Here is a 25,113-nt window from a genome sequence, read left to right on the forward strand (position 1 = left end):
CGTTCGCACGAAATTGCGATGTGGGGAACAGCTGCGGAGCGATTAACGCTCTCGTCATGGCGCGACACGGGCGCTATAAGTCCGCCATGTCCATGCACCCACCCCGTCCTAATAGCTCCGTCTCGATTGCGGGCGTCACGCTAGCCAACGCAGCTCCGATTGCCGTATTTGCTGGCCCGTGTCAGATGGAAAGCCGTGAACACGCGCTGGAATGTGCTTCCGCGCTAAAGGAGATCGCCGAGCGGCTTGGCATCGGCCTGATCTACAAGTCGTCGTTCGACAAGGCTAATCGTACGTCGTTGAGTGGCAAACGGGGCATGGGGCTCGCAGCTGCGCTCCCCGTCTTCGCAGAGATCCGAGAAACCTTGGGTCTTCCCGTTGTGACAGACGTACATGAACCCGAGCAGTGCGCCGTGGTTGCCGAAGTCATCGACGTTTTGCAGATCCCGGCCTTTTTATGCCGCCAGACGGACCTGTTGATTGCCGCCGCCAAGACGGGCCGGATCATCAAGATCAAGAAGGGGCAGTTCCTTGCTCCTTGGGATATGAAGAATGCGGTCGACAAAGTCGTTGGGTCCGGCAACGCCAACGTCCTTCTGACGGAACGTGGCGCATCTTTCGGCTACAACACTCTCGTAAGCGATATGAGAGCCCTGCCGATCATGGCCGAGACCGGATGCCCTGTAATTTTCGACGCGACACACTCTGTACAGCAGCCTGGTGGCCAAGGCGCATCGTCGGGCGGAGACCGGCGATACGTGCCGGTTTTGGCTCGCGCAGCAGTAGCTGTCGGCGTCGCGGGTCTCTTTATTGAAACGCATCCAGATCCAGACCACGCGCCGTCGGACGGTCCCAACATGGTCCCGTTGTGCGACTTCGAAGCTCTCATGAAAGACTTGCAGGCGATTGATCGCGTGGTTAAGTCGGCACGCGCGCCGGTGTAAACTGGCACGCAAAGACACGAACTCATTCATTGAGAGTATGGGTGAAACCCGTATGCGGCCACTGTCGCCGCAGCCGCTAATATTGCATTGCCGGGCACAAAGTCTGATTGCAACGGCATAGACGCCCGCCCGCGACCTCGCTAAAGGTCGCCGATACGAGACCTGAGAGACCTGGAAGGGAGAGCAAATGAACGAGGCGCAGACCCGCACGGGCGCCACCGAAGCGGTCAGCCATGCCGACATGGCCAATGCCATTCGGGCCTTGTCGATGGATGCCGTACAGGCCGCAAAGTCCGGCCACCCCGGCATGCCGATGGGAATGGCCGATGTTGCCACCGTTCTTTACAGGGACGTTTTGCGCTTTTCCGCGAACGCTCCGGATTGGCCAAACCGCGACCGTTTCGTTCTATCGGCCGGTCACGGTTCGATGCTGCTTTATTCCCTGCTCTACCTCACCGGCTATCCGGGTATGACCATCGAGGAAATCAAGAATTTCCGCCAATGGGGCTCCAATACCGCCGGTCACCCTGAATATGGTCACGCCGCAGGCATCGAAACGACGACCGGCCCGTTGGGGCAGGGCATCGCTAATGCTGTCGGCATGGCCTTATCTGAGCGCTTGCTCAACGCGCGCGCAGGTAACGATCTCATCAATCACCACATCTATTGTATCGCTGGTGATGGCTGCCTCATGGAAGGCATTTCGCAGGAAGCGATCTCGCTCGCGGGCCATCTGCGTCTCGGCAAACTAATTGTGCTCTTTGACGACAACGGCATATCGATCGATGGGTCAACGAGCCTAGCTGTTTCTGACGATCAAGTTGCCCGGTTCGCGGCGAGCGGCTGGAATACGATGCGGATCGACGGCCATGATCCCGAGGCGATCAGCAAGGCGCTCGCCGCGGCGCGTGCGGACAGTTCCAAACCGTGGCTCATCGCCTGCCGCACCGTCATCGGATACGGCTCGCCAGCACGGGCTGGCACCGCCAAGGCCCATGGTGAACCGCTGGGTCCCGACGAAATCACTGCGACCCGAGAAAAGCTCGGCTGGCCGTATCAGCCCTTCGAAGTGCCCGAGGACGTCCTCAACGCTTGGCGGGCACTTGGGGCCGCTCACAAGGGCGAAGTTGAAGCGTGGGACAAGCGAGTAGCCTCAGCATCCTCTGATGTTCAGGCTCTGTTCGCCAAGCCAGTCGCCGAGCCGCGCGCGAAAGCCCTCGCAGCTGCCGTGACCGCCGCCAAAACACAGTTCGCGGCGGACGAAAGCCAGAAGGCAACGCGCGTCTGGTCGCAGCTGACGCTGGAACATCTCGTCCCTGCACTTCCCGAACTTATCGGCGGCTCCGCCGATCTGACGGGGTCTAACGGCACACGAACGTCTCACCATAAATCTGTGACGCCCGACGACTTTTCCGCGAACTACATTCACTACGGCGTCCGCGAACACGGCATGGCTGCCGCAATGAACGGATTGGCTCTGTCGGGAAGCATCATCCCTTACGGCGCCACCTTCCTGGTGTTTACGGATTATTGCCGTCCTTCAATCCGCCTGTCCGCGCTGATGCATCAACGCGTCATTTACGTCATGACGCACGATTCCATTGGTCTTGGCGAAGACGGGCCGACTCACCAGCCTGTTGAGCACCTTTCGGCGCTGCGTGCGATTCCCAATTTGCACGTTATGAGGCCGGCAGATGGCGTCGAGACCGCCGAATGTTGGGAACTCGCCATCGGCGCCACGAAAACTCCAACGATCCTTGCTCTTTCGCGTCAGGGCGTGCCGCGTCTGCGAACCGACGCAAGCAGCGTAAACCGTTGCGCGAAGGGTGCCTACGTTCTCAATGAGGCCGAGGGAGCACGTGACGTCACTCTCATCGCCACGGGTACAGAAGTCGGCCTCGCACGCAGTGCAGCCAAGCAGCTGGCAGAACGCGGCATCAAAGCGGCCGTCGTATCTATGCCATCGATGGAACTTTTCCGGGCTCAGGATGACGCATACCGGGAGGAGACCTTAGGCGCTGCACCGCGCATCGCCATCGAAGCTGCAATTGCTCAGAGCTGGTACGAGTGGCTGCGCCCTGGCGACCGTTTCGTTGGCCTCAAAGATTTCGGCGCATCCGCGCCGGCCGGTGAGCTCTACAAGCAATTTGGCCTGACCGCGGACCATATCGCCGGCATTGCCACTGAACTCGTCAAATAAACAAACGAGAGGCGCTTGTGCGGGATCCCGGCAAGCGCCTCAGAAAAATATGCGCAGGGCGGGAAAATGGACTTTTCAAAACTGAGAACAACCGAAGGCCTCGACGTCGACGGGAAGCGCGTCATGGTGCGCGTAGATCTCAACGTGCCCTTGCGCGATGGCGTTGTCACCGACGCAACTCGTATTGTCCGCATCGCCCCCTGTTTGCTCGACCTCGCGTCGCGCGGCGCCAAGGTTATCGTCATCTCCCACTTCGGCCGCCCGAAAGGTAAGCCTCTGAAAGAGTTCTCCCTCGTGCCCGTAGCCGGGCGAATGGGAGAGGTCCTGCAGAAACCCATCCGTTTCGCTGCAGACTGTATTGGCCCGGAGGCGCGCGATGCCGTTGAACACCTTGCGCCTGGCGATATCGCGCTTTTTGAGAATCTGCGGTTCCACCCAGGGGAAGAAGCCAACGATCCCGCATTCGCCCAAGAGCTGGCGCGAAACGCAGATATCTTTGTTGGCGAAGCATTTTCCACCTCACATCGTGCTCACGCATCGACGGAAGCAATTACGCATTTGCTGCCCTCCTACGCAGGGCCTCTGATGCTTGAGGAAATCAACGCGCTGCGAGCCGCGCTCGAAGAACCGAAGCGACCGACGGTAGCCGTTGTTGGAGGCGCAAAGGTCTCGACCAAGATACCGATCCTCACGCACCTCGTTGCAAAGGTGGACAAGCTGATCATCGGTGGCGGTATGGCCAACACGTTCCTTCAGGCCAAGGGCGTGGAAGTCGGCAAATCCCTTGCGGAGCCAGATTTTCACGACACAGCCCGTCAGATCATGGCCGCTGCAGCGGAGAGTGGCTGCGAGATTCTTCTGCCCGATGACGCCGTAGTGGCGCGAGAATTCAAGGTGCAGGCGGAATGCAACACGGTCCCGATCGACGCCGTACCAGCCGACGCCATGATCCTCGACGTTGGCCCAAAATCGGTTGCCCACCTGACTCACGTCCTCGGCAGCTGCCAGACGTTGTTATGGAATGGCCCCCTGGGCGCCTTTGAAATCGAACCCTTCGGCGAAGGAACGTTCGCACTTGCTAGAGCCGCCGCGGCCCTAACGAAGGCTGGCGCCCTGGTTTCCGTTGCAGGCGGCGGCGACACCGTCGCAGCATTGAACGCTGCAGGTGTGGGTAAGAATTTCACCTACGTATCGACAGCAGGCGGCGCGTTCCTGGAGTGGCTGGAAGGTCGCGAATTACCAGGCGTCGCCGCTCTTCTGAGCGAATAAAACGCACGTTGCGACACGCTTCGGTTCGACAACGTTTGCAATAGAATTGTGCAACACTGAAATACGGCTAAACTCACCCCCACGCCAATCACAGACCGCCGTTATGCCCGATTGACGATCTGCCAATGGATTTTCGGCAGGTTTCGTTGGATATATAGGAAAACGTCGGCGCCAAAGTGCGCAGGGATAAAGGGGAGGATTGCCGAATGGTACGTATTGCAATGGCCGTGCTGGCCGCGGCGATGTTTGGATTCGCCATTCCAGCATCGGCACAGACTGCGCCAACCGCAGCTAAGGATGCACCGGCTGCTGCGGCAAAGAGCGAAGCAAAGGCACCACCGAAGGCTAAAGACCGTTGCCAGGATGGCGAACCCTCCGAGGTCGCAACATATAAAATCAGCAAGGGCGAAACGCTCGAAAAGGCAATCAACGAACCGCTCGATGGGAAGACGGGCGATGCCGATAAAGGTCTGGGATGGATGGCGCATCGGCGACTGGGTAACTGCCTCGCCTGCCACAAGATCTCCAAGGTCTTGGCCATGGCCGAAAAGACCCCGAGCATTAAGGTCACGGCTCTGAATGGCAAGACATCATCCATGCCTCTCGGCATTCACGGAGAAATCGGCCCTCCGTTAGACGGCGTAGCTAACCGCTACACCGAGGGCGAACTACGCATGCTGGTTGTCGACCCAAAGACGGCGTTCCCCGACACCATCATGCCGGCCTTTCACAAGAACTCCGGTTTCACGCGTGTTCACCCAGATTGTCAGGGCTTGGCGATCTTCAACGCTCAACAGGTTGAAGACGTTGTGGCGTTCCTGAAAACGCTGAAGTGACAATGACACACAGACCGATGTGAGCTGTGGGAGGATAACGAAGATGAATATTTTCAAATCAATTGCACTTCCGGTAGCGATCTTAGTGGCAGCAAGCTTTGCGGGTGTTGGCGCGCTGTCCGCAGCGGATGGGGTGACCGAGGCGGTTAAGCCAGCGTCTAAGGACAATCCGCTAAAAGAGCTCTGGTCCGGAAAAAAATGGGCATCGGAAACGACGCAGGAAATGCAGGACGACGAGTTCGCAAATCCGTCGGGACCCTGGCAGGCCATCGGCGAGGAAGAGTGGAGCAAAGTCGAAGGCGAAGCAGGTAAATCCTGCGCCAGCTGCCACGACGACGCAGCGCAATCCATGAAAGGTGTGGGCGCGCGCTATCCCGTCTACTTCGAACCGTGGAAGAAGATGATGGTGCTTGAACAGCGCATCAACTACTGCCGCGAAAACAATATGAAGGCAAAGCCCTACAAGTGGGAAAGCGATCAGATGATCGGCATGATGATCCACGTTAAGTCGCAATCGCGCGGCATGCCGGTGGACGTCAAGATCGATGGGCCCGCAGCCCCCTTCTTCGAAAAAGGCAAAGAGTTCTACTATCAGCGGCGTGGCCAGCTCGACATGGCTTGCAAACATTGCCACGAGGGCAACTACGGCCAGCACATCCGCGCAGAGACCCTGAGCCAGGGGCAGTCCAACGGCTTTCCAACCTACCGGCTGAAGTGGCAAAAGCCCGGGACGCTTCATCGTCGTTTCCGTGGCTGCAACGAACAGGTGCGGTCCAAAGCTTTCGACCGCGGCTCCGACGAGTACGTCAATCTGGAGCTTTACTTGGCTTGGCGCGGTCAGGGACTGCCGATCGAAACACCATCCGTCAGGCGCTAAGACCCAATGGGCACACCGTGAGTTACGACCGAAAGGTCCAAACTCACGCACAACTCCCGGCGAAGTGATGGGCGCAGTGTTGCGCCCGTCTCGCGCCGCATACATAAGCTTGCGACCGCTGAACACGTTGTGAGGGCCGGCGGATTTATTGCAGTTGCTCAGATAATCGAGCGATCGGGGAGAATGGTGCGGGATGTTTGCCGACCTACACATCTATCTGGGCGTTGCCCTTGCGGGCCTTGTCAGCTTCCTAAGTCCATGCGTCCTGCCGCTTGTGCCGCCTTACCTTGGGTATCTCGGTGGCACAACCATCGATCAGATGACGGCGGAAAAAGGCCTGGAAGCTCGGGTGTGGCGTCGCGTCGTGGCAGCCTCGATATTCTTTGTTCTGGGGTTCACCACCGTTTTTGTCGGCTTGGGCGCCGGCGCATCGGTTTTTGGTCAGCTCATCCAGGCACATAAGAGCACGCTATCGATGATCGCCGGTGTGGTGATCATTCTCTTCGGGCTTCATTTTCTCGGCATTTTCAAAATCCCGTTCCTGTACGCTGAAAAGCGCTACCATGCAGAAATGACAGGCGCGAGTTTCCTTGGCGCCTATCTGATTGGACTGGCATTCGCCTTTGGCTGGACCCCATGCGTCGGCCCTATTCTGGCAACTGTCCTCGCGGTCGCCGCCAATGAAGGGACACTTGGTGCCGGGGTCAGTCTACTTCTGGCTTATTCGCTAGGGCTTGGCGTGCCGTTCATCCTGGCAGCCGTCGCGATCCGACCATTCCTGTCATTCATGCAGCGCTTTCGTCGCCATCTTGGCGTCGTTGAAAAAGGAATGGGTGTGCTATTAGTGCTCACCGGCGTCCTGTTCCTAACTGGCTCCATGAATTTCTTCGGTCAATGGATGCTTGAAACATTCCCTTGGCTTGCACAGGTGGAAGCGTGGGCAACGCCGGATTCGTTGCAGCATGACATCATGAAGAAGAGCTTGGAGAATTGATCGACCACGCTAAGACGCCGGCCGTCGCTCTGACGATTGCAGGATCTGATAGTTCCGGGGGCGCCGGCATACAGGCCGACCTGAAGACCTTCACCGTTCTTGGGGTTTACGGCGCTTCTGCGATTACTGCGCTTACCGCACAAAACACCGTTGGTGTTCGAGGAGTTCACACAACGCCGGTCGAGTTCCTCAAAGCGCAGATTGCCGCCGTCCTTGATGACTTGAAGGTCAATGCCAGCAAGATCGGAATGTTGGCCAACGCGGAAATCATCAAGACCGTCGCCGCCGCGATTGAGACCTACCGGCTTCATCCCATTGTCCTTGATCCTGTCATGGTGGCGACGAGCGGCGATCGATTACTTGCAGCCGACGCAATCGCAGCGCTACGCGAAGAGCTAATCCCGCGCGTGGATCTGCTGACGCCGAACCTGATTGAAGCGGCCGATTTACTTCAAGAACAGCCGGTTGAAGACATCCATGCCGTTGAAGATCAGGCCCGCCGGCTCTTGAAGCTCGGCTGCGGCGCTGTGCTGATTAAAGGTGGTCACGGCAGCGGCGACGTCGCGATCGATCTATTGGTCGATAAAGCAGGCTGCCAGATCTTCGAGCGGCCGCGCCTCATAACGCAAAACACCCACGGCACTGGATGCACCCTGTCTGCAGCCATCACAGCCTATCTTGCGATGGGGCAAGACCTCAGAAGCGCGGTAGGATGTGCGAAAGAGTTTGTCTGGCATGCGCTGGAAAGCGCTACGCAGCAAAAGCTGGGGCACGGATCAGGCCCGCTTGACCACATGCACGCCCTTGGCACGCGCACCTGCATGTGACCTGTTTGCATCGCCGCCCAACCGCTTTGACACTAACTGTGCAGTTAGACTTGAATCTCCCGCACAATCCAGCAGATTAACCAGCGTCAGTTTCAGATCGCCAACGTAGATCTGATGGGGGCTGACGGGGGAGGCTGGGAGCGCCGAAAAGGCCGCACCTCGGCAAAGAAAGCCGGTTCGGAGATACTCCGGGCCGGCTTTTTACATTAATTACAAATCGGGCCGTTTAATCTGGAACGTTATCCGATTTGGACGGATCGCCCGCGACACCTCACATTGTAAGCATGCACCGTCCTGCAAAGCCCAAACCGCAAACTCCACCTCACCTGTCCACCGGCTATGCGGTGCGCGTCTCCGTTTTCTTCGGAGCCCTCTTTCTCATCTACGGCGTATATCTCCCTTACATGCCGTTGTGGCTGAAGGGGCAAGGCCTCAGCGTCGGCCAGATCGCGATCATTACAGCCACGCCCTACATTCTGCGTGACCTCGTGACGCCAGCTGTCGCGTTCTATGCGGACCGGACAGCAAACCATCGCCGGACCATCATAATGCTCGCCTGGATCGGCGTGGCTGCGACGTTGGCACTAAGCCAGACGTCGGGGTTCTGGCCGATATTGATCTTCGCCGTTGCGACCTCGATAGCGATGACGACCACCATGCCGCTGAGCGAAGTGATCGCACTGCACGGCATGAAGACGACAGGTTACGACTATGGCCGCGTGCGTTTGTGGGGATCGCTGACGTTCGTCGTGGCCAACGTCGGCGCAGCGGAAGTCATTGCCCGAACAGGTAGCTCCAGTGTGGTTTGGATGCTGGCGGCAGCGTTCGCAATAACGTTGATAGCGGCGCATTTTCTTCCCAGAGCGGATCGCGATATGTCGCAAAGCGAAGGCACACACGCCTTGAGCTTAGGCATGGCCGCACGACTGGCTGTGACACCACTCTTCGTGTTGTTCCTCATAGCAGGAGGCACTGTTCAGGCCGCTCATGCAACCTATTACACCTTCGCGACCCTCCACTGGACAAGCCAGGGTATTACGCCGCTGATCATAGGAGCGCTCTGGGCATTGGGCGTAATCGCGGAAGTGGTGCTCTTCGCCTTTTCAGGTCGCGTCGTTGCCTGGATCGGCATTCGTGGCCTTCTCATCACGGCAGCCGCCAGCGCCGTCATCCGATGGACCGCCATGAGTGTTGATCCGCCGCTTTGGGCGCTTTTCCCGCTGCAACTTCTTCATGGCATGACATTCGGGGCCGCCCATATCGCTGCCATTCACTTCATGTCGCAAGCGGTACCCGAAAAATTGGCAGGTACGGCACAGGCGCTTTATGCGAGCGTGGGCATGGGGCTCGCGATGGCCATCGCGACACTCATCTCTGGTGTTCTTTATGAGCGCTTTGCCGGTGGCGCTTATCTCGGAATGGCTGGCCTTGCGGCGCTCGGGCTCATAGCCGCTTTGGCGATGGCACGTCTCTGGCGTGGTGGCTATGTCATTGAGCTCCACATCCAAAAAGCGTGATCATCAGCCCCACAAATCGGGAGACGCGGGCGTGACCCAACCATCGCGAATGGCAAGTCCGTGCGGCCGGTCTTCGGCCAGGAGCAAGGGACCATCGAGATCGACCCAATCTGCCCCTTGCGCAAGGATTAGGGCAGGAGCCACGGCCAACGACGTCGCCACCATTGATCCGACCATAATCTTGAAACGCTTTGCGCGGGCGGCATCTCGCATCGTCAACGCTTCGGTAAGTCCCCCGGCCTTGTCGAGTTTGATATTGACCGCGTCGTAGCATCCGACAAGTCGGCCGAGATCGGAAGATGTCAGCGCGCTTTCATCAGCGCAAACAGCCACGGGTCGTTGAACCTGGCTCAGAACGTTATCGCGACCCGCTGGCAACGGCTGCTCGATCAACTCAACGCCGACATCCGCCGCAACGGCCATCAAGCCGGAGAGCGCGTCAACAGCCCATCCCTCGTTCGCATCGATGATCATGCGGGCGTCAGGTCGAGCGTCACGCACGGCGCGCATGCGCTCAGCGTCACCATCTGCACCCAACTTGAGCTTGAGAATATTCAGATGCGCCACGCGTCGGGCTTGCTCCGCCATCGCAGACGGGCTGTCCAGCGACAGCGTGTAGGCTGTCTCCACCGGCCGAACCTCGGGCACGCCAGCCAATTCGGAGACAGCAACGCCCGCACGTTTGGCTTCAAAATCCCAGAAAGCACAATCTAACGCATTACGCGCTGCGCCCGCTGGCATCGCGGATTGTAGCTCTTCGCGACTGCGAGCATGACACGACTTGATCAGATTAAGTGATGCTTCGACGTCTTCTCCGTAGCGCGCATAAGGCACGGCCTCACCGCGCCCGCAGACCTCGCCGTCACTAATATGGGCAACGATGACACGCGCTTCGGTTTTAGCGCCGCGGGAGATGACGAATGCTTGCGCAAGCCGCCAATCCTCTGCTGCGGCATCAATGCGAAGCTTGCCATTGTCCGCCATGAGGCTAGGAAATCCGAATTTGGTCCAGCTGAAGCAGAGACGCGATTACGGCAACGGACTTAACCCAGCCGCCCGCTCGCATGACCAAGGAATAGATACACCCGGCCCATCTCAGAGACGAGATGGCTTTGCAAAAGTCGCCCGCTGGGATCACGCTGTTCGGCGTCGCGCAGCGTGCGCTCGAAGTCTACCAGGAACCGGCTCACGGCTTGCTGTAGCTCCGCGTCGGAATGGTAGCGGCGAGACAGCTCATCGAATGCAGACCGCGCAGCGCCATTGTACATGCTCGGTACCATGATGCCACGCTGGCCGGCGCGCAAACGTTGCCAGACGGCTGACGCGGTTGCCGGGTCGATTGCGTGCACCATCAGTTCGACATCTGGAAGCACAGGGCCACTGCGAGGTGCGACCGGGGCAGCCTCATGAGGTGCGCTAGCTTCTTCTTCTACCGAAGCGCGCTTGAGCAGATCTCCTAGAGCCCAGCGATCGCCCCCAGCATCATACTGTGAAGGCGAAGAACCTGTAGCTACGGGGAGGTTTGTACCACCGCCTTGCCGGGCAGGACCGCCAGGCTGTTGCGAATGGCCCTGAGCCGGGGTATGCGCGGTTTGAACTTGTGATTGCATTTCTCGCGCGAGGCTCGACGTAAGGCTCGAAAGTTGGCGCTCTGAAGCGAGCCGACGTTCTCCCCCAGCTTCACCGGGCCGGGCGGCATTTTGCGGTGTCGAGACGTCGCGCTGAGAGGCTTCCCGCGTCGTGAGCTGAGACAATTGCTCGAGGGCACGCAGCTGGTCTTGCAGCGCCCGGCGCATAGCCTCCGCACTCTCTTTTGTGCTCGTGGGAATGCTGGCGAGTTCCGCTTGTAAACGCGCCTGTTCTTCCTCGATAGCCTGCGTGGCTTGCTGCGCGCGTTCCCGCAATTTCTCGGAGCTCACATCGAACTGCGTTGACAGGTTGCCGAGATGTGAGGTGACTTCGCGAGAGACTGTCGAAAAGCGCTTGCGAAGGTCCTGCAGCGCGCGCGTGCTTTCTGCGTCGGCTTCGGCCTTGAAGCGCCGAATGTCCTCCATGGCAGCGCGCTGTTGGGTCTCCGTACCCTTGCGCAATTGCTCCGCAGTTTCTCGGGCGCGGGCATCGGCTTCATTGAGTGAGCCGACGAGCGTCGTCGAGTAGCCTTCGATGAAGTTGGAGAATTCGTCAGCTTTCCCTGATAGACGGTCGAGCGTATCGGAAAGCTCCGTGTGCCGCAGCTGCAGCGTGGAATCGATCTTGTGGTTCGCACTCTCCAACGCATTGGCCGCACGCATAATGGATTGGCCCTGGTTTTCGAAGCGATTGGTAACCGTGTTGATCTGGCCGAGCAGATTCTCCGATACGTTCTTGAGGAGATCCGACTGGTTCGCGAGCCCCTCGATCGCCTTGAGAGACTGGCGCGTGATGTTCTCGCTCGAACGGCGAACAGCGTTAATGCCTTGGGCCAGCGAGTCGTCGAAGTCGGCCGATTGCCGGGAGATCGTTTCGCGGAACGTTTTGGCGTGCGCATCGAGCGCAGTTGTCAGTGCATGAGCACGTTCACCCACCGCCTCGTCGATGGCTGACGTACTGCGCATGACGGACTCGTCAAACAAGCGCAGGCGCTCATTGAACGCATTGTCCAATGCGCGTGTACGTTGAACAAGCTGCGTGTCGAGAGCCTGGGCGCGATTTGAAAGCGTCGTGTCCAGCGCACGCGCGTATTCCTCAAACACCGCCTGGAGATTGTCGGTCCTTGTCGCAATCGACTCGTCGAGCGATGACATGTAATCGTCGAAAGCCTGCTGCATCTGCTCAGTACGCGAGCCCAACGCGGCAGCAAGACCAGCCGTGTAGTCCTCCAGCATACCCTGCATTTTTTGGCTGGTGTCGCCGAGGGTACTGCCGAGCTTGTCCGTATGATGCTCCAACGCGCCGCGGATTTCCTCCGAACGCGTGCCCAACGTGGCTCCAAGCTCCTTGGAGTGCTCTGCGAGAACTTCCTGAAGCTGCTCCGTTCGTGACGTCAGCGCGCTATCAAGAGCGGTCGTATACTGACCGATGACACCCTTAACTTCTTCTGCACGGGCACCAAGCGAAGTTTCCAACTTGCCTGCACTTTGGGCCAGGGACGATTCGAGACTCGTCAGGTTTTCTCCTGCACCCTGGATGATCGAAGCAAGCTTTGTCTGTTGTGCCGAAAGGCTCTCAATCAGAGCTGGAACCTCAGAACCCAGGGCCCGCAAGGTCACCGCAAAGTCGTCCCCCGTGCGAACAAGCGCACCGCGCTCGCTGGACAACTCGTTGATCAAACCACGAATTTTCTGTTCGTTCTCTTCGTAAGAGCGCTCCAGAGCCGTAACTTCGTTATGGACAAGCGCTTCCAATTCACCAGCGCGGCCCAGAGCACGGCTCACGGCGTCGTTCATGAAGGAGACCTGCCGGCGCACAGCCTGCCCCAACGACGCTACCGATTGCTCAGCCATGCGGTCGGGTTCGGCAAGCCGCACCGCCACTTCCGCCATGGTTGAGGAGCGCAAACGCAATTCCTCTGAGCGCCACGCCAAAAGCGCGAGGAACCAGATTACGGCGATCGGAACCGCTACAGCCGTAAGCATCAGGAAGGTTGTGGGCTTGGAGAGCACGCGCAGCAGCGTCTCACCTTGGTCAAGGTCTGCTGACAGCGTCAACCAAAGGAACGCCGTTCCCAACACGACCCATACGACACTTGCGATGGTCGCGTACTTGAAGGGCTTTGATGATGGCGTCTGCTGGAGTGCGAAGATAAGCCCGCCGATAGACGGCGCATCATCGTTGGCCGCCATACGGCCACGGACGGGACCAGCGGGGCGCCGGCGCGCAGCACGCCGGCGAGGAGCCGTCTCCGGATCCTCCCGCTTTGGCGCAGCCGAGCTGGATGCGTCAGGCGCATCCTGGAGTGGCGGCGGAAGCGGCGGCTTCGCCGGCGCGTCGTCGCCCTCGGATGGAGAATTCTTTGGCAGAGATGTTTCGGATTTCGCCGCCGCTGCGGAAACTGAATTGGTCATAGGCGAGTCGGAAACATCCTTAGTTTCACCGGGGTTGAACTCCCCGGTTGGAATGGGCAGAGGCGGCGGCAGGGATACGGCAGTATTGCCAACCGTAGCCGAACTCACCGTAGCCAATCGCGCCTCTAGGCTTGATGAGCGTGGTTTGCCGGCGTCGGCCTTTGCCGCGCCTGAACCCTTGAGGTTATTTTGCTTGTCTTTTGCCATCCGCCCGTCCGAATGGAATCGCAGTCCCTCAGCAATCCCTCACGAAGCAGGATAGTCAATCAGCCAGACAGGCTCAAACAGCTTGTCGTGGTTGTACGCAGACGAATCTCGCCATGCACCTGAAGAACGCCCCACTCACACACCCCGTTAAAGTTTGAGTCTAGGAGGAATTTTGGGCAAAACCAAGATTATCCACGACTCCTTGGAGCAGACCCACAGTTAATGAAATCTACACCAGAGCACCCAAAATTGCGCAATCTCGTTTACCAGAAGTTACCAAACACGCGGCATGCTCCTCTAAATTGATGGTCCGCTTGAAGGCCTCCCAACCCTGCACCGAAGTGGAAGCGAATGAGAGGCCGAGCGTCTATGTCTCCTTTGGATGACACACCCTCCCCAGCGATAGATCTCGCATTTTTGCAGCGTTACACGCTCGGCGATGCAGATCTTCAAAAAGAAATACTTGAGTTGTTTGCTGCACAACTCGAAACATCTCTCGGCAAACTGAAAAGTGCCGAAACGGCGCAGGAGTGGCTACGCGCCGCCCATACCTTGAAAGGTTCGGCACGGACGGTCGGTGCTGGATCACTTGCAGATTCCGCTCAAGCCGCTGAATCGATTTCTGACCCTTCCGATCCGGACAGTCGCCATAAAGCCTTCGTGGTCATCGAGCGCGAGGCTCAAGCCGTTGCGGCCTTCCTCAGCGCACATAGACCGTAAAAATCACACCGCTCAGCAGCGCGCCATGCCGCCGCGCCGGCCGTCGTTGGACTTGATGTCAGGGCCATCGGCCGTTAAGTGTGGAGCAAGTCTTCCCAAGCTTATTTGCGCTGTTACCCGTCCGCTGGTTGCGTGTGGCGACAGGAGCGGCGCGCATCCGTGTGATCCTCAGTCTTAAACCGAATGGAGCCCGTGCCCGGTTATGGCGAAAATTACGTTCATCCAGCCCGATGGCAGCACTCAGGTCGTCGAGGCGACGCCAGGAACCACGGTGATGGAGGCAGCCAAACTGAACGGCGTGCCTGGAATTGAGGCTGAATGCGGTGGAGCCTGCGCCTGCGCGACCTGCCATGTCTACGTTTCTGACGATTGGCGCGAGCAGGTTGGCGCACCTTCGGAGATGGAAGAGGATATGCTCGACTTCGCCTTCGATGTCCGCGAGTCGAGCCGCCTGAGCTGTCAAATAAAGGTGACGGATGCATTGGATGGACTTGTGCTTTCTGTCCCCGCCAAGCAATTTTGATCTCATCCGCGATGTGACATCGGGGCGCCCCGCTTCGTCAGGCTATTGAAGAGAACGAGCAAGACATGGCTGCAATTGATACGTCGGCCGCGAACGAATTGATCGAAACCGATGTCATGATCATCGGCGCTGGTCCGGTCGGCCTGTTTGCGGTTTTCGAGCTCGGACTTCTCGACATTCGTGCGCATGTCATCGACATCCTGGACAAGCCCGGGGGACAGTGTGCCGAGCTCTATCCGGAAAAGCCAATTTACGACATTCCTGCCCTTCCGATCGTTACCGGGCAGGAGTTGACCGACCGTCTGCTTGAGCAGATCAAGCCGTTCGAACCGACCTTCCATTTCGGTCAACGCATCGACGAGCTAACGCGTCAGCCCGATGGGCGGTTCTTGCTCAAGACGGATATCGGCAATCGCTTTCTCGCCAAGGTGGTCGTTATCGCCGCTGGTGGCGGGTCCTTCACGCCTAAGCGCCCGCCACTGGAAGGGATCGAAGGCTATGAAGGAACATCCGTCCACTACTCTGTTCGCCGAATGGAGGACTTCCGCGACCGCAAGATTCTCATCGTTGGCGGCGGAGATTCTGCGCTCGACTGGACCCTAAACCTTCAGCCGATCGCGAAAAGCCTGACGCTTTTGCATCGGCGCGACGAATTCCGCGGCGCGCCGCATTCGGTCGCCAAAATGCGCGAGCTGGTGGCCGGCGATCAAATGCAGCTGCGAATTGGACAGGTCACCGCGTTACAAGGCAGCGACGGCCGGCTTGAAGGCGTCACAATCAAAACCAAGGAAGGCGAAGAACGTCTCGACGTCGATACGATGCTGCCCTTCTTCGGTTTGACCATGAAGCTCGGCCCCGTTGCGGACTGGGGCCTCAATCTCGAAGAAAACCTCATCCCGGTTGATACGGAAAAGTTCGAGACGAACGAGCCGGGCATCTTCGCCATCGGCGATATCAACTCCTATCCGGGAAAACTGAAGCTGATCCTGTCCGGCTTCCACGAAGCCGCGTTGATGGCACAGCAAGCACACCACATCATCTACCCGGATAAGAAGCTGCTGTTCCAATACACCACATCGTCCTCCAGCCTTCAGAAGAAGCTCGGTGTGCGCTAAAGGGCCAGCCCCGTACGAGCCCGCTCCGTACTAAGTCGGCAGTTCCGGAAAATATCCCGGGTAACGGTTTATTTTTGTCCACTCAAAACAAAGCTATTAGTCAAATTCGCTCGCACTGGTGGGCATCCGCGTCTCCGTGAACTACTTGTGGAAGGGACGAACGAGTTCTTTCCGAAGGCGGATCACGCGGTTCATGGTCTTTGCAAACAGAACAATCGGCGATGCGATGCCAGCCTACGATGCGGTCGTCATCGGTTCTGGCTACGGCGGTGGCGTCGCCGCATCCCGCCTCGCGCGCATGGGGCTGCGCGTGGCGATCCTGGAACAGGGGCGGCTTTGGCGTCCCGGCGACTTTCCGATCACGGCCAAGGCGCGGCGCAAGACGACACGGTTAACAGGCCGCGCACCGAGACTCGGTGATCCCACGGGCCTGTACTACCTCTCCGTTGGCAAAGGACTGACCGTGTTCGGCGCATCTGGGCTCGGCGGTGGATCGCTGATCAACGCCGGCGTTGTTCTGCGACCCGATCTGAACAGATTGCGCAAGGCCGGCTGGCCTGAGGCGGTCATCGGCGACGGACGTCTGCGCGAAGGGCTTTCCAGAGCAGAGACGATGCTGGGCGTCGCGCCAGTCCCTCATCCGCAGCGCTTTGCCAAATATGCCGGGATGCGCCGGGCGGCCGAAGCTGTCGGCTGCAAGGTTCAGTTGCCGCCCATGACGATCTCGCATCGTCCCGGACCGAACGCTGCGGGCGTCATGCAGTACGCCTGCAAGTACTGCGGAGACTGCTGGTCGGGGTGCAACGTAGGTGCGAAGAACACCGTTGGCATCACCTACATTGCCGATGCGGTGGACCATGGAGCGACGGTCCTTTGCGAGAGCCGTGTCCAGATGATCTCCAAGGCAGCAAACGGCTGGGCGGTCGTTGTCCAGGATCTGTCCGGCGAAAACGCTTGCGCGCCCAGGCGCATCGAGGCGCCGATCGTCGTTCTCGCTGCCGGCACGCTGGGCACCACGGAATTGCTTTTGCGCGCGCAGGAGCATGGCCTCAAACTTTCGACAAAGCTGGGTGAGAATTTTTCAGCGAACGGAGACGACCTCGTCATCGCGAGCGGCCTTGACGAACCGGTCAATGCCATTGCCACGGGCTTCCCGTCTCAGGCACCACGAGGAGCCGCAACGGTTGGACCTCACAGCATGGCGCTGATCGATCTCGGCGACGATGATGGGCCGTTGTGGATTCACGACGGTACCATGTTGACCGTCATGGCCGGGCTCGCCCCCGTCAAGAATTTGCTGCAACTGAACATCACGCGTGCCCGTAAGCTTCTCAAGGACGGCATTTACGGCAACGAAATGAGCCGGACACAGCTCCTCTACGTCGTCGCGCATGACGACGCCAGCGGCCGCCTGAAACTTCAAAACGACCGCGTAATCGTCGACTGGCCAGGCTACAGCAGCGCACCGGAACGCCAAAGAGCGGAGCAGAAGGTCAAGGCGTTGATCGAAGGCGTCGGAGGCGTATTCAGCCCCAATCCGTTTACGATGAGGGCTTTCGGCGGCAACCGGATCATAGCCCACCCCCTCGGCGGATGTGGAATGGGTGACACGGTGGAGAACGGCGTCGTCGCACACGACGGTCGGGTATTTGACCCGGCAAAGGGACCCACAGGTGTTCACGATGGGCTTTACGTATGCGACGGCGCAGCCGCCCCATCCGCGATCGGCGTCAGCCCGCTCTTGACGATTACCGCGCTGGCGGAACGCGCGATGATATTGGTTGCCGAACGCCTCCAGAGAAAGCTCGACGTCACATCCGCACCGCTGCGTCCACTCCGCGATGCCGCGATGTAGGGAGTGCCGCTCCTAGCACCCGTTTGACTCACGTATAATCCAACGGTTATACGTCAATCCATAACCGCTGAGTTATGGATATCAATGTCGAACGCTCCCGACCAGCTCTTCAAAACGCTCGCCGATCCGACGCGGCGGGCCATCTTCGAGCGGTTGTGCCGCAACGGAGAGCAGACCGTCGGGGCCCTGACGGCTCACGCGGGAATCTCACAACCGGCCGTCTCAAAGCATCTTGCAATCCTGAAGCAGGCCGGCCTGGTGCATGACCGCCATGAAGGCCGCCAAACGCATTACAGCGCCCAGGTTGAAGCGTTGGCCCCACTGATCGATTGGACAAGCCAGATGGCTGGATTCTGGGAGAGCCGGTTCGACGACCTCGAAGACTTACTGAGAAGGATGGATCAATGACCGAAACGCGTTCTGTCGCTGTCGAACGTGAGATCCCCCATCCGCCGGAAAAGATCTGGCGCGCGCTCACGCAACCGCACCTGATTGAGGAATGGCTCATGAAGAACGACTTCAAGCCGGTCGTTGGTCACCAGTTCAATCTTCGCGGGGACTGGGGCGGCGTCCTGGACTGCGAGGTTCTCGCCATCGAGCCGAACAAGGCGTTGTCCTACACCTGGAATTTTGCGCACGATGATGCGGCCTACAATCTCAAGAGCGTGGTGACCTTTACACTCACACCCACGAGCTCAGGCACCCTCCTGCGCATGGAGCAGTCGGGCTTCCGGCCGGATCAGAAGCAGGCTTTCGGCGGCGCTCAAGCCGGGTGGCAGAAGTTCTTCGCGAACTTGGAGCAAGTTTTGGCGAGGACGGACTGAAGTCAGTTGGCTTGAAATGAATGCCGCCGCCAAACAGGTGCCTCACAATCAAAAGGAGCTTCGCATGACCCGGAACAATTGGATTCGGCAATTTCATCGCTGGGTGTCCATCATCTTCACGGCGACCGTCATCGCCAACTTCGTCGCCGTGGGGCTGGGCGAACCTCCCGCCTTCGTGGTCTACATGCCGCTGCCGCCGCTGTTCCTGCTCCTTTTGACCGGCCTGTATATGTTCGTGGCTCCGTATGCCGCCAAGTGGCGCCGCGAAGGGCAAACCGTCGGGCAGGGATGATCGCGGATGGCTGACAAGACACCCAAGAAATCAACGACGGCCGCGAAGAAGCCCGCAGCAAAGAAAGCCGCCAAACCGCCCAAGGCGATGCCGAAACCGAAGCCCCGCGAAGTCGTCCTGCTGTCAGGCGGCAATCCGCAAATCGCCAAGGGCTATGGTGATGCGCCGGTCCAGGCTTACATCGCGGCCATGCCCGGATGGAAAAGCGACGTGGGCCGCCGCCTTGACGCGCTCATCGAAAGCGCCGTCCCTAACGTGAACAAAGCCGTCAAATGGAACTCTCCCTTCTATGGTCTCGAAGACAACGGTTGGTTCCTCAGCTTTCACTGCTTCACGAAGTACATCAAAGTGGCGTTCTTCCGCGGCGCATCGCTGAAGCCCATGCCGCCCGGCACATCGAAACAAAAAGATGTGCGCTATCTCGACATCTACGAGCACGACGAACTCGACGAAACCCAATTCGCGGATTGGGTGAAACAAGCGAGCAAGTTGCCGGGGGAGAGGATGTGAGGTAGGGCGTTTTAGCCTCAGGGAATGTATATTGTTCTAAATGTCAGAGACAACCAAAGATGACTTAGCCAAGCGTCGCGTTCCTGCGCTGATCACATATTTAAGTCCTTTCCGCATCGTCGAGAAGGATGATGCCGCTGAACCGTGGTCTGCCACAATCCAGCAAGTGAACAGAGGTAGTTGGGACTACGTTGCGCTGCATGAGATCATGGGCGGCGTAAACGTCGGACTTGAAACCCCTTATCACATGGTCGTCGCACGCGACGGTGCCCTAGCGCTTCCACCGATTCCCGAACTGCGATCGGACCAAGTCGCCGTCGAATACTTCAACCGCTGTCTTGCCGCTCTACTTCTCGGTGGCATCTATTGCGAGGCGATCAATCTCGACAGTTTAGAGCTTGGCTGTATCATCGACTGGAAATACGTTCGTAGCCAACGCACCGGCACTTCAGCCGCAAATAATTTTCACAACCATATCCGTTATCAAAACGCTTCGGCACTTGAAGCAATCCATCTCTATAGGCCGCGATCGGTAAAACTTAGCGCGCTCTACTCCGCGATGCGAACAGGACTAGACGCGTTGAAGCGATTGGAGCCCATGCGCGGCGAATATCTTCTAAAGGGCGCGACGGGACTGGCGAGACGTGACTGGGGCACTGCACTTGCCAATCTCTGGATCGTGACAGAACAATTGATAGAAGCACTTTGGAATCGGGAGATTGTTAAACCAACTCGCTTTCTCGATAATAGTAAAATGCGAAGAGATCAGCTAAATGACAATCGCATCTGGACCGCCGCAACACGCATCGAGATGTTACATCAAAAAGGCGCCTTTGATTTGGCGGTGTTGAAGGCGCTATCCAAGGCCCGAAAGGCCCGTAACAACCTATCACATTCTGGCGTTCATCCTGCGGAAGTCGATGCATACAACTGCTATGCAGGAGTGCGCGCACTAATAACCACAGTGCTCGCAGACAACACATTGCCATTGTTGCAATTAGACCTATCGGATCACGCCATTTCCGATCCGTTTGCGCCCCAAAAAGGAAGAAAGAGCTTCAAGCCTACATTTTGGATGGCAATCCCAAAGCTCCCTGGTGAACAGGAGCTAGAGAAAGCGGAGGCGAGATTGCGGCATCAAGCTGCGTCCAAGGATAGTCAGACCGAATGGTCGGATCGCAATGGACCTGAGCTAGATCCTGACGGGAAACGCAACATTGCCAGGCCCCAAAAAAATCCCGCATCACCCTCCCCCTCCCAGCTCATCGACGCCAAAATCGAAGCGCTCGACGACTGGCGCGGCGCGATGCTCGTGCGGGTCCGCAGCGTCATCAAAAAGGCCGATCCCGAAATCGTCGAAGAGGTGAAATGGCGAAAGCCGTCGAACCCGAATGGCGTTCCGGTGTGGGAGCACAGCGGCATCATCTGCACCGGCGAAACCTATAAGGACAAAGTGAAGCTGACCTTCGCCAAGGGCGCGTCCTTGGACGACCCGTCAGGCCTCTTCAACGCCAGCCTCGAAGGCAATGCGAGGCGTGCCATCGATCTCCAAGAGGGCGACAAGATCGACGAAAAGGCATTGAAGGCACTCATCCGCGCCGCCGTCACCCTGAACACGTCCCACGCTAATTCTCGACCTGCCGGCGCGCAAAAGAAGAAAAAAGGCGTATAAGGAGCGTAGCGAAACACTCTACCTCCAAAGCCGCAGGACGATGCAAAGTCGCGATCCCGGACAATCAGCACCTGACAATTCTTCCGGAGCGGGCACTTGGGGCCGCCTCACGGATAACCTCGGTAATGACCTCATTGCCTACGGAATGTTTGCGCTGATGTTCCTGATCATTCTCGCGGGCTCGGCGGCCGATCACTACGGAGTGACATCGAAGGCCGAAACCGTAAAAAGCGATCTGGCAGCCCTGCCGGATGCAGTCGGACAGCCATCAGGCACACGGGCCGTGCTAACAGGAACGATCGCGCGTGATGAAGAACCGATATTCCAGCACTTTGTCGCCTACGTGGAAGAGTCCTACCACGGTTGTGGCAGACACCAAACCAGAACCTGGCAAGAGGAAACCAGCTGGAAAAAGACATTCCGCATCGACACATCCACTGGGGCAATGCGCCTTGCGCGACCCAACTACACTTTCTCGCCCCGCGTAAGTTGGTCAAACGATCCCGTGATTTCGGAATGGGACCACACCCAAGCAAGAACAACGGAACCTCCGGGAACGTGGACCCGTGCACGACGCTTTCGCGGTTTCGTGCCTGGCGGTCCCGTGATCGCTGTTGGTACCGTCACGCCTGACGGCACACTCGACGCCGAGTATCTGATCGGTGAAACGCTTGAAAATGTGGAGGAGCGCATTGTTTCCGCTGCGAGCGGTGAAGCCACGAACACGTCGTACTGGCTCGCGCTCATCAGCATCATCGGCTTGGGTCTATCTGTCGGACTCTTTCTCCGCGATCGCGTCAAAAAGGTCTTAGGTCCCGAGTAACTGAACATCTCCAGATCTGCCGAGCAGTGGCCCGTGCAAAGCTGACTTCACGCCGCAACTGGACACTGTGACCATTGAAGTCACAGCGTCCCGACTCTGCCTCACTGAATCGCAAGACTGGGAATCGCATCCATCTTCTTGATCGCCGGCGGCGTCCATTCACCCGTCAGTGCTTTCGTCTTCGGCGCATACAGACGCATCGTCAGGTTGAACGGCCCTTCTGGTGCCGGCAGCCAGTTTGCTTCCTTGTCCTTGCCGGGGTTCTCGCGCTGGAAATACAGATCGAGAGATCCATCGGCATTCCGCTGCAATGGCATCCAGCTCGAAATGGCGAACCTATTTAGACTGTTGGCGACCTGAAAGCCCTCCTTGTCGTAAAGGGTTACTGACCAGAACGCATCGACCGGCGGGATATCCGCCTTGTCGAAATGCAGAACGTAGGCGTTACTGCCGTCGAGGGGCTTGCCCTCGCTATCGCCCAGGCTGAGCGGATAGATCGCATCCTCCGGCACATTGGCGCCGAGACCGAGCTGAGCCACGATTGCGCGCTTCAGGTAGTAATTCCCATAGACGCCCATCGTGTCAGTGTTCAACGACCAATGATTGGCTACCCGGGCAAGCGTCGGCAACTTCCAATCCATCAACTGCCGTGCAGCCTTCGGAGCGTTCTCCAACGCCGTTCTGATGACGGGATCAACGTTCGCAATGTCGAAGCTCTTGCCGGGTTCGATACCCAGCCGTTTCATCCGCGCCAGGATCGGCTGGTCCGTGCCATGGGGTGGGTTTTCCTTCAGCAGCTCGGCAGCATAGGCAAAGTACTTGCCGGCGGGCATCGTATCGACCTGCTCCTTTGGCGGCGTTTTCATGTCGACGCTTTGATCGATCTTATGTTCCGGCACTTTTGTCTCTCTGCCCCACTGCGTCAGAGGCGTGACCTTAAAGCCGTCCTGAATTTTGTGGACGGCCTCGTAATCCGAGGGGCCGTCCGTCTTGGTGCGTCCGATGACCCAGACATGAGGCGTCAGCGCGTCGATCCGCTGCGTGCCTGCCGGCAGCTTGAATTCTTCCGCAAACCGATCCCGCAGATCCGGCCGCCACCCTGGCGGTGCAATGAGGAAATTTGCAGCTTCGGTGCCTGTGGTCCGCCAACCCGGCGATGCAAACACGTCCGTCCACATATCGAGCATGGGAAGCAGGTAATAACGGCCGTCGGTATCTGGAACCGATATAACGACGGGCTCCTTGCTGAGATCGAGCCATGCGCTGGAATAAAGCGTATCGAAATTGGGCCGCACGACGCCCCTGTCTTCCGCTTTAGGATACGCGCGGACGTTCGCGAACCAGTTAGGCGGTCCACCATACGAACCGGAGTCAGGCTTCAGGTTCGTCAATTGCTTGCGCGTAACGTCCATCGTGACGATGGGATAAAAATAAATGTAGGCGTTAGTCGCGATCGCGTTGGCTTCATCCTCAGTCATCGATTGCGATTTTGCTGAGGCGTTGCCCGTAGCAACCAGAGAAAAAATGAGAGCTGCCAAAACGTAATTGGCCACGGACGTCGACGTCATAAGTCCATCCTCCGTATTTGCCAGGCCACTAGAAATGATGGGTCTTCGCGCCGCAACCATAGGCGGCATGCGCAACGCGAGCACGGGCTAGCGGCAGGTATGGCTAACAACGTCCATTAGATACAGAGTAAGAACGCCTAATCGTTGCTGGACGTAACAACGTATTGGGCGGGTAATGCCGTGTTACGGACACCGACGTTTGCGGAATATTGGGCGATCCCTTAAGCGAACCGAGCAAGCGCCGGATGCAGCTTTGCGACCCGGGCTCGAACGCCCGGTGGAATTGAGTTCACGAGCGTCTTGAGGCGCGGGCGGCCCCAGCCGAGATATCCATTGACCCAGAGATAGCCGCGAAGACTTGAAGCCTTCGCATAGTCGTTCATGTCAACCACACCATCGGCCCAGTCCAGCTTGTGCTGCTCGCAGGGGCCCATGAAGTCATAACGCTCATAGCCAAACTCTTTGCAGAGCCGCAGATTATCTTCCGTCATCAGCAGCCCAGGGCTTTGCTTGTCGTAGTCGCTGTTGAACACAACGATATGGCCGCTGACGTTGTCTTTGCTCGCGAAGGAAATCTCTCCCGCAACGAGCTCGTCGCCACAGGTAAGCGCGATGACACGGCAACCCGTAGAATACCCGCCAACCCCTTCGGCAACGTCGGCGAAGAACGCTGTCGTCCGCTGATCTGACAGCCCGCTCGAAACGATGCCTTTTTCCTTGAGCCAACGATGCTTCATCTCAATGATGCGCTCCGTCAGCACGCGCGCCTCGGCGCCGTCGTAATGAAACGCGTGATTGACAACGCCTTTCTCTTCCAGCTGCCGCAGCGAGCGCCGGCGCTTTTTCCGATGACGGGACGAATAACGTTCCGCGTAAGCATCAAAGCTGTCCGCGCTCGCCAGATCGACGTAAGGCGCCGAATCCTGTCGCGTAACCTGTACGCCGAGCTTCTTTAGAAGCGGCGTGATGGTGCCGTCGTCGCGCACCCGTCCAAGCGAGATGAAATCCGCGCTCACTTCACGGCGCAGATAGTCCCAGCCCATCTCCAGCAATTCGAGATCATCGGAAGACTTCTCGGCGAGCACATCGCCATACTGAGATACGGGCGCTCCGAGCCAGGTCAGATTGGTCATTCCGAAAACACGCTGGCGCACCATGGGCCAGACCATCACAAGCCGTCCGAACCGACGTCCCGTCAGGATGCACAGCTCCGTGCCGGAGCCTTCACCAAGGAAGTGATTGCACCAGTTCCAACACCAGCCAAAAGAAAGAAACGGATTGCTGAAGGCCCCGGAGCGGTCATAGAGCTCCGCCCATTCCTCAGCCAGCGCATCAAATTCGGCGCGGTCCGTAACAAGTTCGAGCAAGAGACTTGCCTCATACTGTGGTGCGCCTTTGCGCTGTCCTTTGCGATTGTGGCACCTCGACCCGAGGCAGGAGCCGTTCTGCAGATTACGGCAACTTTCACAAGTTCGCGTAAAGATCGGGCTATCGGCG

At 58.3% G+C, this 25,113-nt stretch carries 22 protein-coding genes; 18 read left to right on the forward strand and 4 right to left on the reverse strand.

Features of this window, described 5'->3' with window-relative positions; translation table 11 throughout:
• Positions 1-92 precede the first annotated feature (92 nt).
• The 8 genes from kdsA to BLS30_RS12900 all read left to right on the forward strand — a co-directional run bounded on the left by kdsA (position 93) and on the right by BLS30_RS12900 (position 9,464).
• On the forward strand, positions 93-944 hold the full coding sequence (gene kdsA, locus BLS30_RS12865) for a 3-deoxy-8-phosphooctulonate synthase (protein WP_046480504.1): 852 nt from the start codon (positions 93-95) through the stop codon (positions 942-944).
• 187 nt (positions 945-1,131) lie between these two features.
• Positions 1,132-3,144, forward strand: coding sequence for a transketolase (tkt, locus tag BLS30_RS12870; protein WP_090229238.1), 2,013 nt, complete (start codon positions 1,132-1,134; stop codon positions 3,142-3,144).
• 66 nt (positions 3,145-3,210) lie between these two features.
• Positions 3,211-4,413, forward strand: coding sequence for a phosphoglycerate kinase (locus BLS30_RS12875; protein ID WP_090229241.1), 1,203 nt, complete (start codon positions 3,211-3,213; stop codon positions 4,411-4,413).
• 206 nt (positions 4,414-4,619) lie between these two features.
• Positions 4,620-5,249, forward strand: a complete 630-nt coding sequence (locus tag BLS30_RS18330; RefSeq protein WP_052743940.1) for a c-type cytochrome — start codon at positions 4,620-4,622, stop codon at positions 5,247-5,249.
• A gap of 43 nt (positions 5,250-5,292) precedes the next feature.
• Entirely contained in the window at positions 5,293-6,126 is an 834-nt protein-coding gene (soxA, locus tag BLS30_RS12885; protein ID WP_046478720.1) for a sulfur oxidation c-type cytochrome SoxA, read from the forward strand.
• 193 nt (positions 6,127-6,319) lie between these two features.
• The gene (locus tag BLS30_RS12890; protein ID WP_046478717.1) at positions 6,320-7,120 is read left to right on the forward strand and encodes a cytochrome c biogenesis CcdA family protein; all 801 of its coding nucleotides are present in this window, start codon (positions 6,320-6,322) and stop codon (positions 7,118-7,120) included.
• Positions 7,117-7,947, forward strand: coding sequence for a bifunctional hydroxymethylpyrimidine kinase/phosphomethylpyrimidine kinase (gene thiD / locus BLS30_RS12895; protein ID WP_244464928.1), 831 nt, complete (start codon positions 7,117-7,119; stop codon positions 7,945-7,947). The genes BLS30_RS12890 and thiD overlap by 4 nt, the downstream gene beginning before the upstream one ends.
• Before the next feature lie 284 nt (positions 7,948-8,231).
• Positions 8,232-9,464, forward strand: coding sequence for an MFS transporter (locus tag BLS30_RS12900; protein ID WP_090229243.1), 1,233 nt, complete (start codon positions 8,232-8,234; stop codon positions 9,462-9,464).
• 3 nt (positions 9,465-9,467) lie between these two features.
• On the opposite strand, the gene dgcA is transcribed toward BLS30_RS12900, so the two are convergent.
• Both dgcA and BLS30_RS12910 read right to left on the reverse strand, forming a co-directional pair.
• Positions 9,468-10,448: an N-acetyl-D-Glu racemase DgcA gene (gene dgcA, locus BLS30_RS12905; protein ID WP_090229245.1), complete on the reverse strand. Its 981-nt coding sequence runs from the start codon at positions 10,446-10,448 to the stop codon at positions 9,468-9,470.
• Positions 10,449-10,507: 59 nt separating this feature from the next.
• Complete coding sequence (locus BLS30_RS12910; RefSeq protein ID WP_090229247.1) at positions 10,508-13,714, reverse strand: apolipoprotein A1/A4/E domain-containing protein; 3,207 nt, start codon at positions 13,712-13,714, stop codon at positions 10,508-10,510.
• Positions 13,715-14,083: 369 nt separating this feature from the next.
• On the opposite strand from BLS30_RS12910, the gene BLS30_RS12915 reads away from it, so the two are divergent.
• The 10 genes from BLS30_RS12915 (at position 14,084) to BLS30_RS12960 (ending at position 22,048) form a co-directional block, all read left to right on the forward strand.
• Complete coding sequence (locus BLS30_RS12915) at positions 14,084-14,434, forward strand: Hpt domain-containing protein (protein ID WP_046478707.1); 351 nt, start codon at positions 14,084-14,086, stop codon at positions 14,432-14,434.
• A 202-nt stretch (positions 14,435-14,636) separates the two neighbouring features.
• The gene (locus BLS30_RS12920; RefSeq protein WP_046478704.1) at positions 14,637-14,957 is read left to right on the forward strand and encodes a 2Fe-2S iron-sulfur cluster-binding protein; all 321 of its coding nucleotides are present in this window, start codon (positions 14,637-14,639) and stop codon (positions 14,955-14,957) included.
• 65 nt (positions 14,958-15,022) lie between these two features.
• Entirely contained in the window at positions 15,023-16,072 is a 1,050-nt protein-coding gene (locus BLS30_RS12925; RefSeq protein WP_090229249.1) for an NAD(P)/FAD-dependent oxidoreductase, read from the forward strand.
• A 193-nt stretch (positions 16,073-16,265) separates the two neighbouring features.
• Entirely contained in the window at positions 16,266-17,927 is a 1,662-nt protein-coding gene (locus BLS30_RS12930) for a GMC family oxidoreductase N-terminal domain-containing protein (protein WP_090229251.1), read from the forward strand.
• Between the two features lie 84 nt (positions 17,928-18,011).
• A complete protein-coding gene (locus tag BLS30_RS12935; protein WP_046478698.1) occupies positions 18,012-18,335 on the forward strand; it encodes an ArsR/SmtB family transcription factor in 324 nt (107 codons plus the stop codon).
• Positions 18,332-18,751, forward strand: a complete 420-nt coding sequence (locus tag BLS30_RS12940; RefSeq protein WP_090229253.1) for an SRPBCC family protein — start codon at positions 18,332-18,334, stop codon at positions 18,749-18,751. Before BLS30_RS12935 ends, BLS30_RS12940 begins: the two co-directional genes overlap by 4 nt.
• Before the next feature lie 64 nt (positions 18,752-18,815).
• The gene (locus tag BLS30_RS12945; RefSeq protein ID WP_090229467.1) at positions 18,816-19,043 is read left to right on the forward strand and encodes a hypothetical protein; all 228 of its coding nucleotides are present in this window, start codon (positions 18,816-18,818) and stop codon (positions 19,041-19,043) included.
• Between the two features lie 6 nt (positions 19,044-19,049).
• On the forward strand, positions 19,050-19,553 hold the full coding sequence (locus BLS30_RS12950; RefSeq protein WP_090229255.1) for a DUF1801 domain-containing protein: 504 nt from the start codon (positions 19,050-19,052) through the stop codon (positions 19,551-19,553).
• Positions 19,554-20,859: 1,306 nt separating this feature from the next.
• A complete protein-coding gene (locus BLS30_RS18335) occupies positions 20,860-21,225 on the forward strand; it encodes a DUF1801 domain-containing protein (RefSeq protein ID WP_244512437.1) in 366 nt (121 codons plus the stop codon).
• Positions 21,226-21,265: 40 nt separating this feature from the next.
• Positions 21,266-22,048, forward strand: a complete 783-nt coding sequence (locus tag BLS30_RS12960; RefSeq protein WP_090229257.1) for a hypothetical protein — start codon at positions 21,266-21,268, stop codon at positions 22,046-22,048.
• A gap of 101 nt (positions 22,049-22,149) precedes the next feature.
• On the opposite strand, the gene BLS30_RS12965 is transcribed toward BLS30_RS12960, so the two are convergent.
• The gene (locus BLS30_RS12965) at positions 22,150-23,616 is read right to left on the reverse strand and encodes a DUF1254 domain-containing protein (RefSeq protein WP_090229472.1); all 1,467 of its coding nucleotides are present in this window, start codon (positions 23,614-23,616) and stop codon (positions 22,150-22,152) included.
• Positions 23,617-23,837: 221 nt separating this feature from the next.
• Positions 23,838-24,983: a GNAT family N-acetyltransferase gene (locus BLS30_RS12970; RefSeq protein WP_170832470.1), complete on the reverse strand. Its 1,146-nt coding sequence runs from the start codon at positions 24,981-24,983 to the stop codon at positions 23,838-23,840.
• Between the last annotated feature and the right edge of the window lie 130 nt (positions 24,984-25,113).

The organism is Filomicrobium insigne (assembly GCF_900104305.1).
Lineage (GTDB): Bacteria > Pseudomonadota > Alphaproteobacteria > Rhizobiales > Hyphomicrobiaceae > Filomicrobium > Filomicrobium insigne.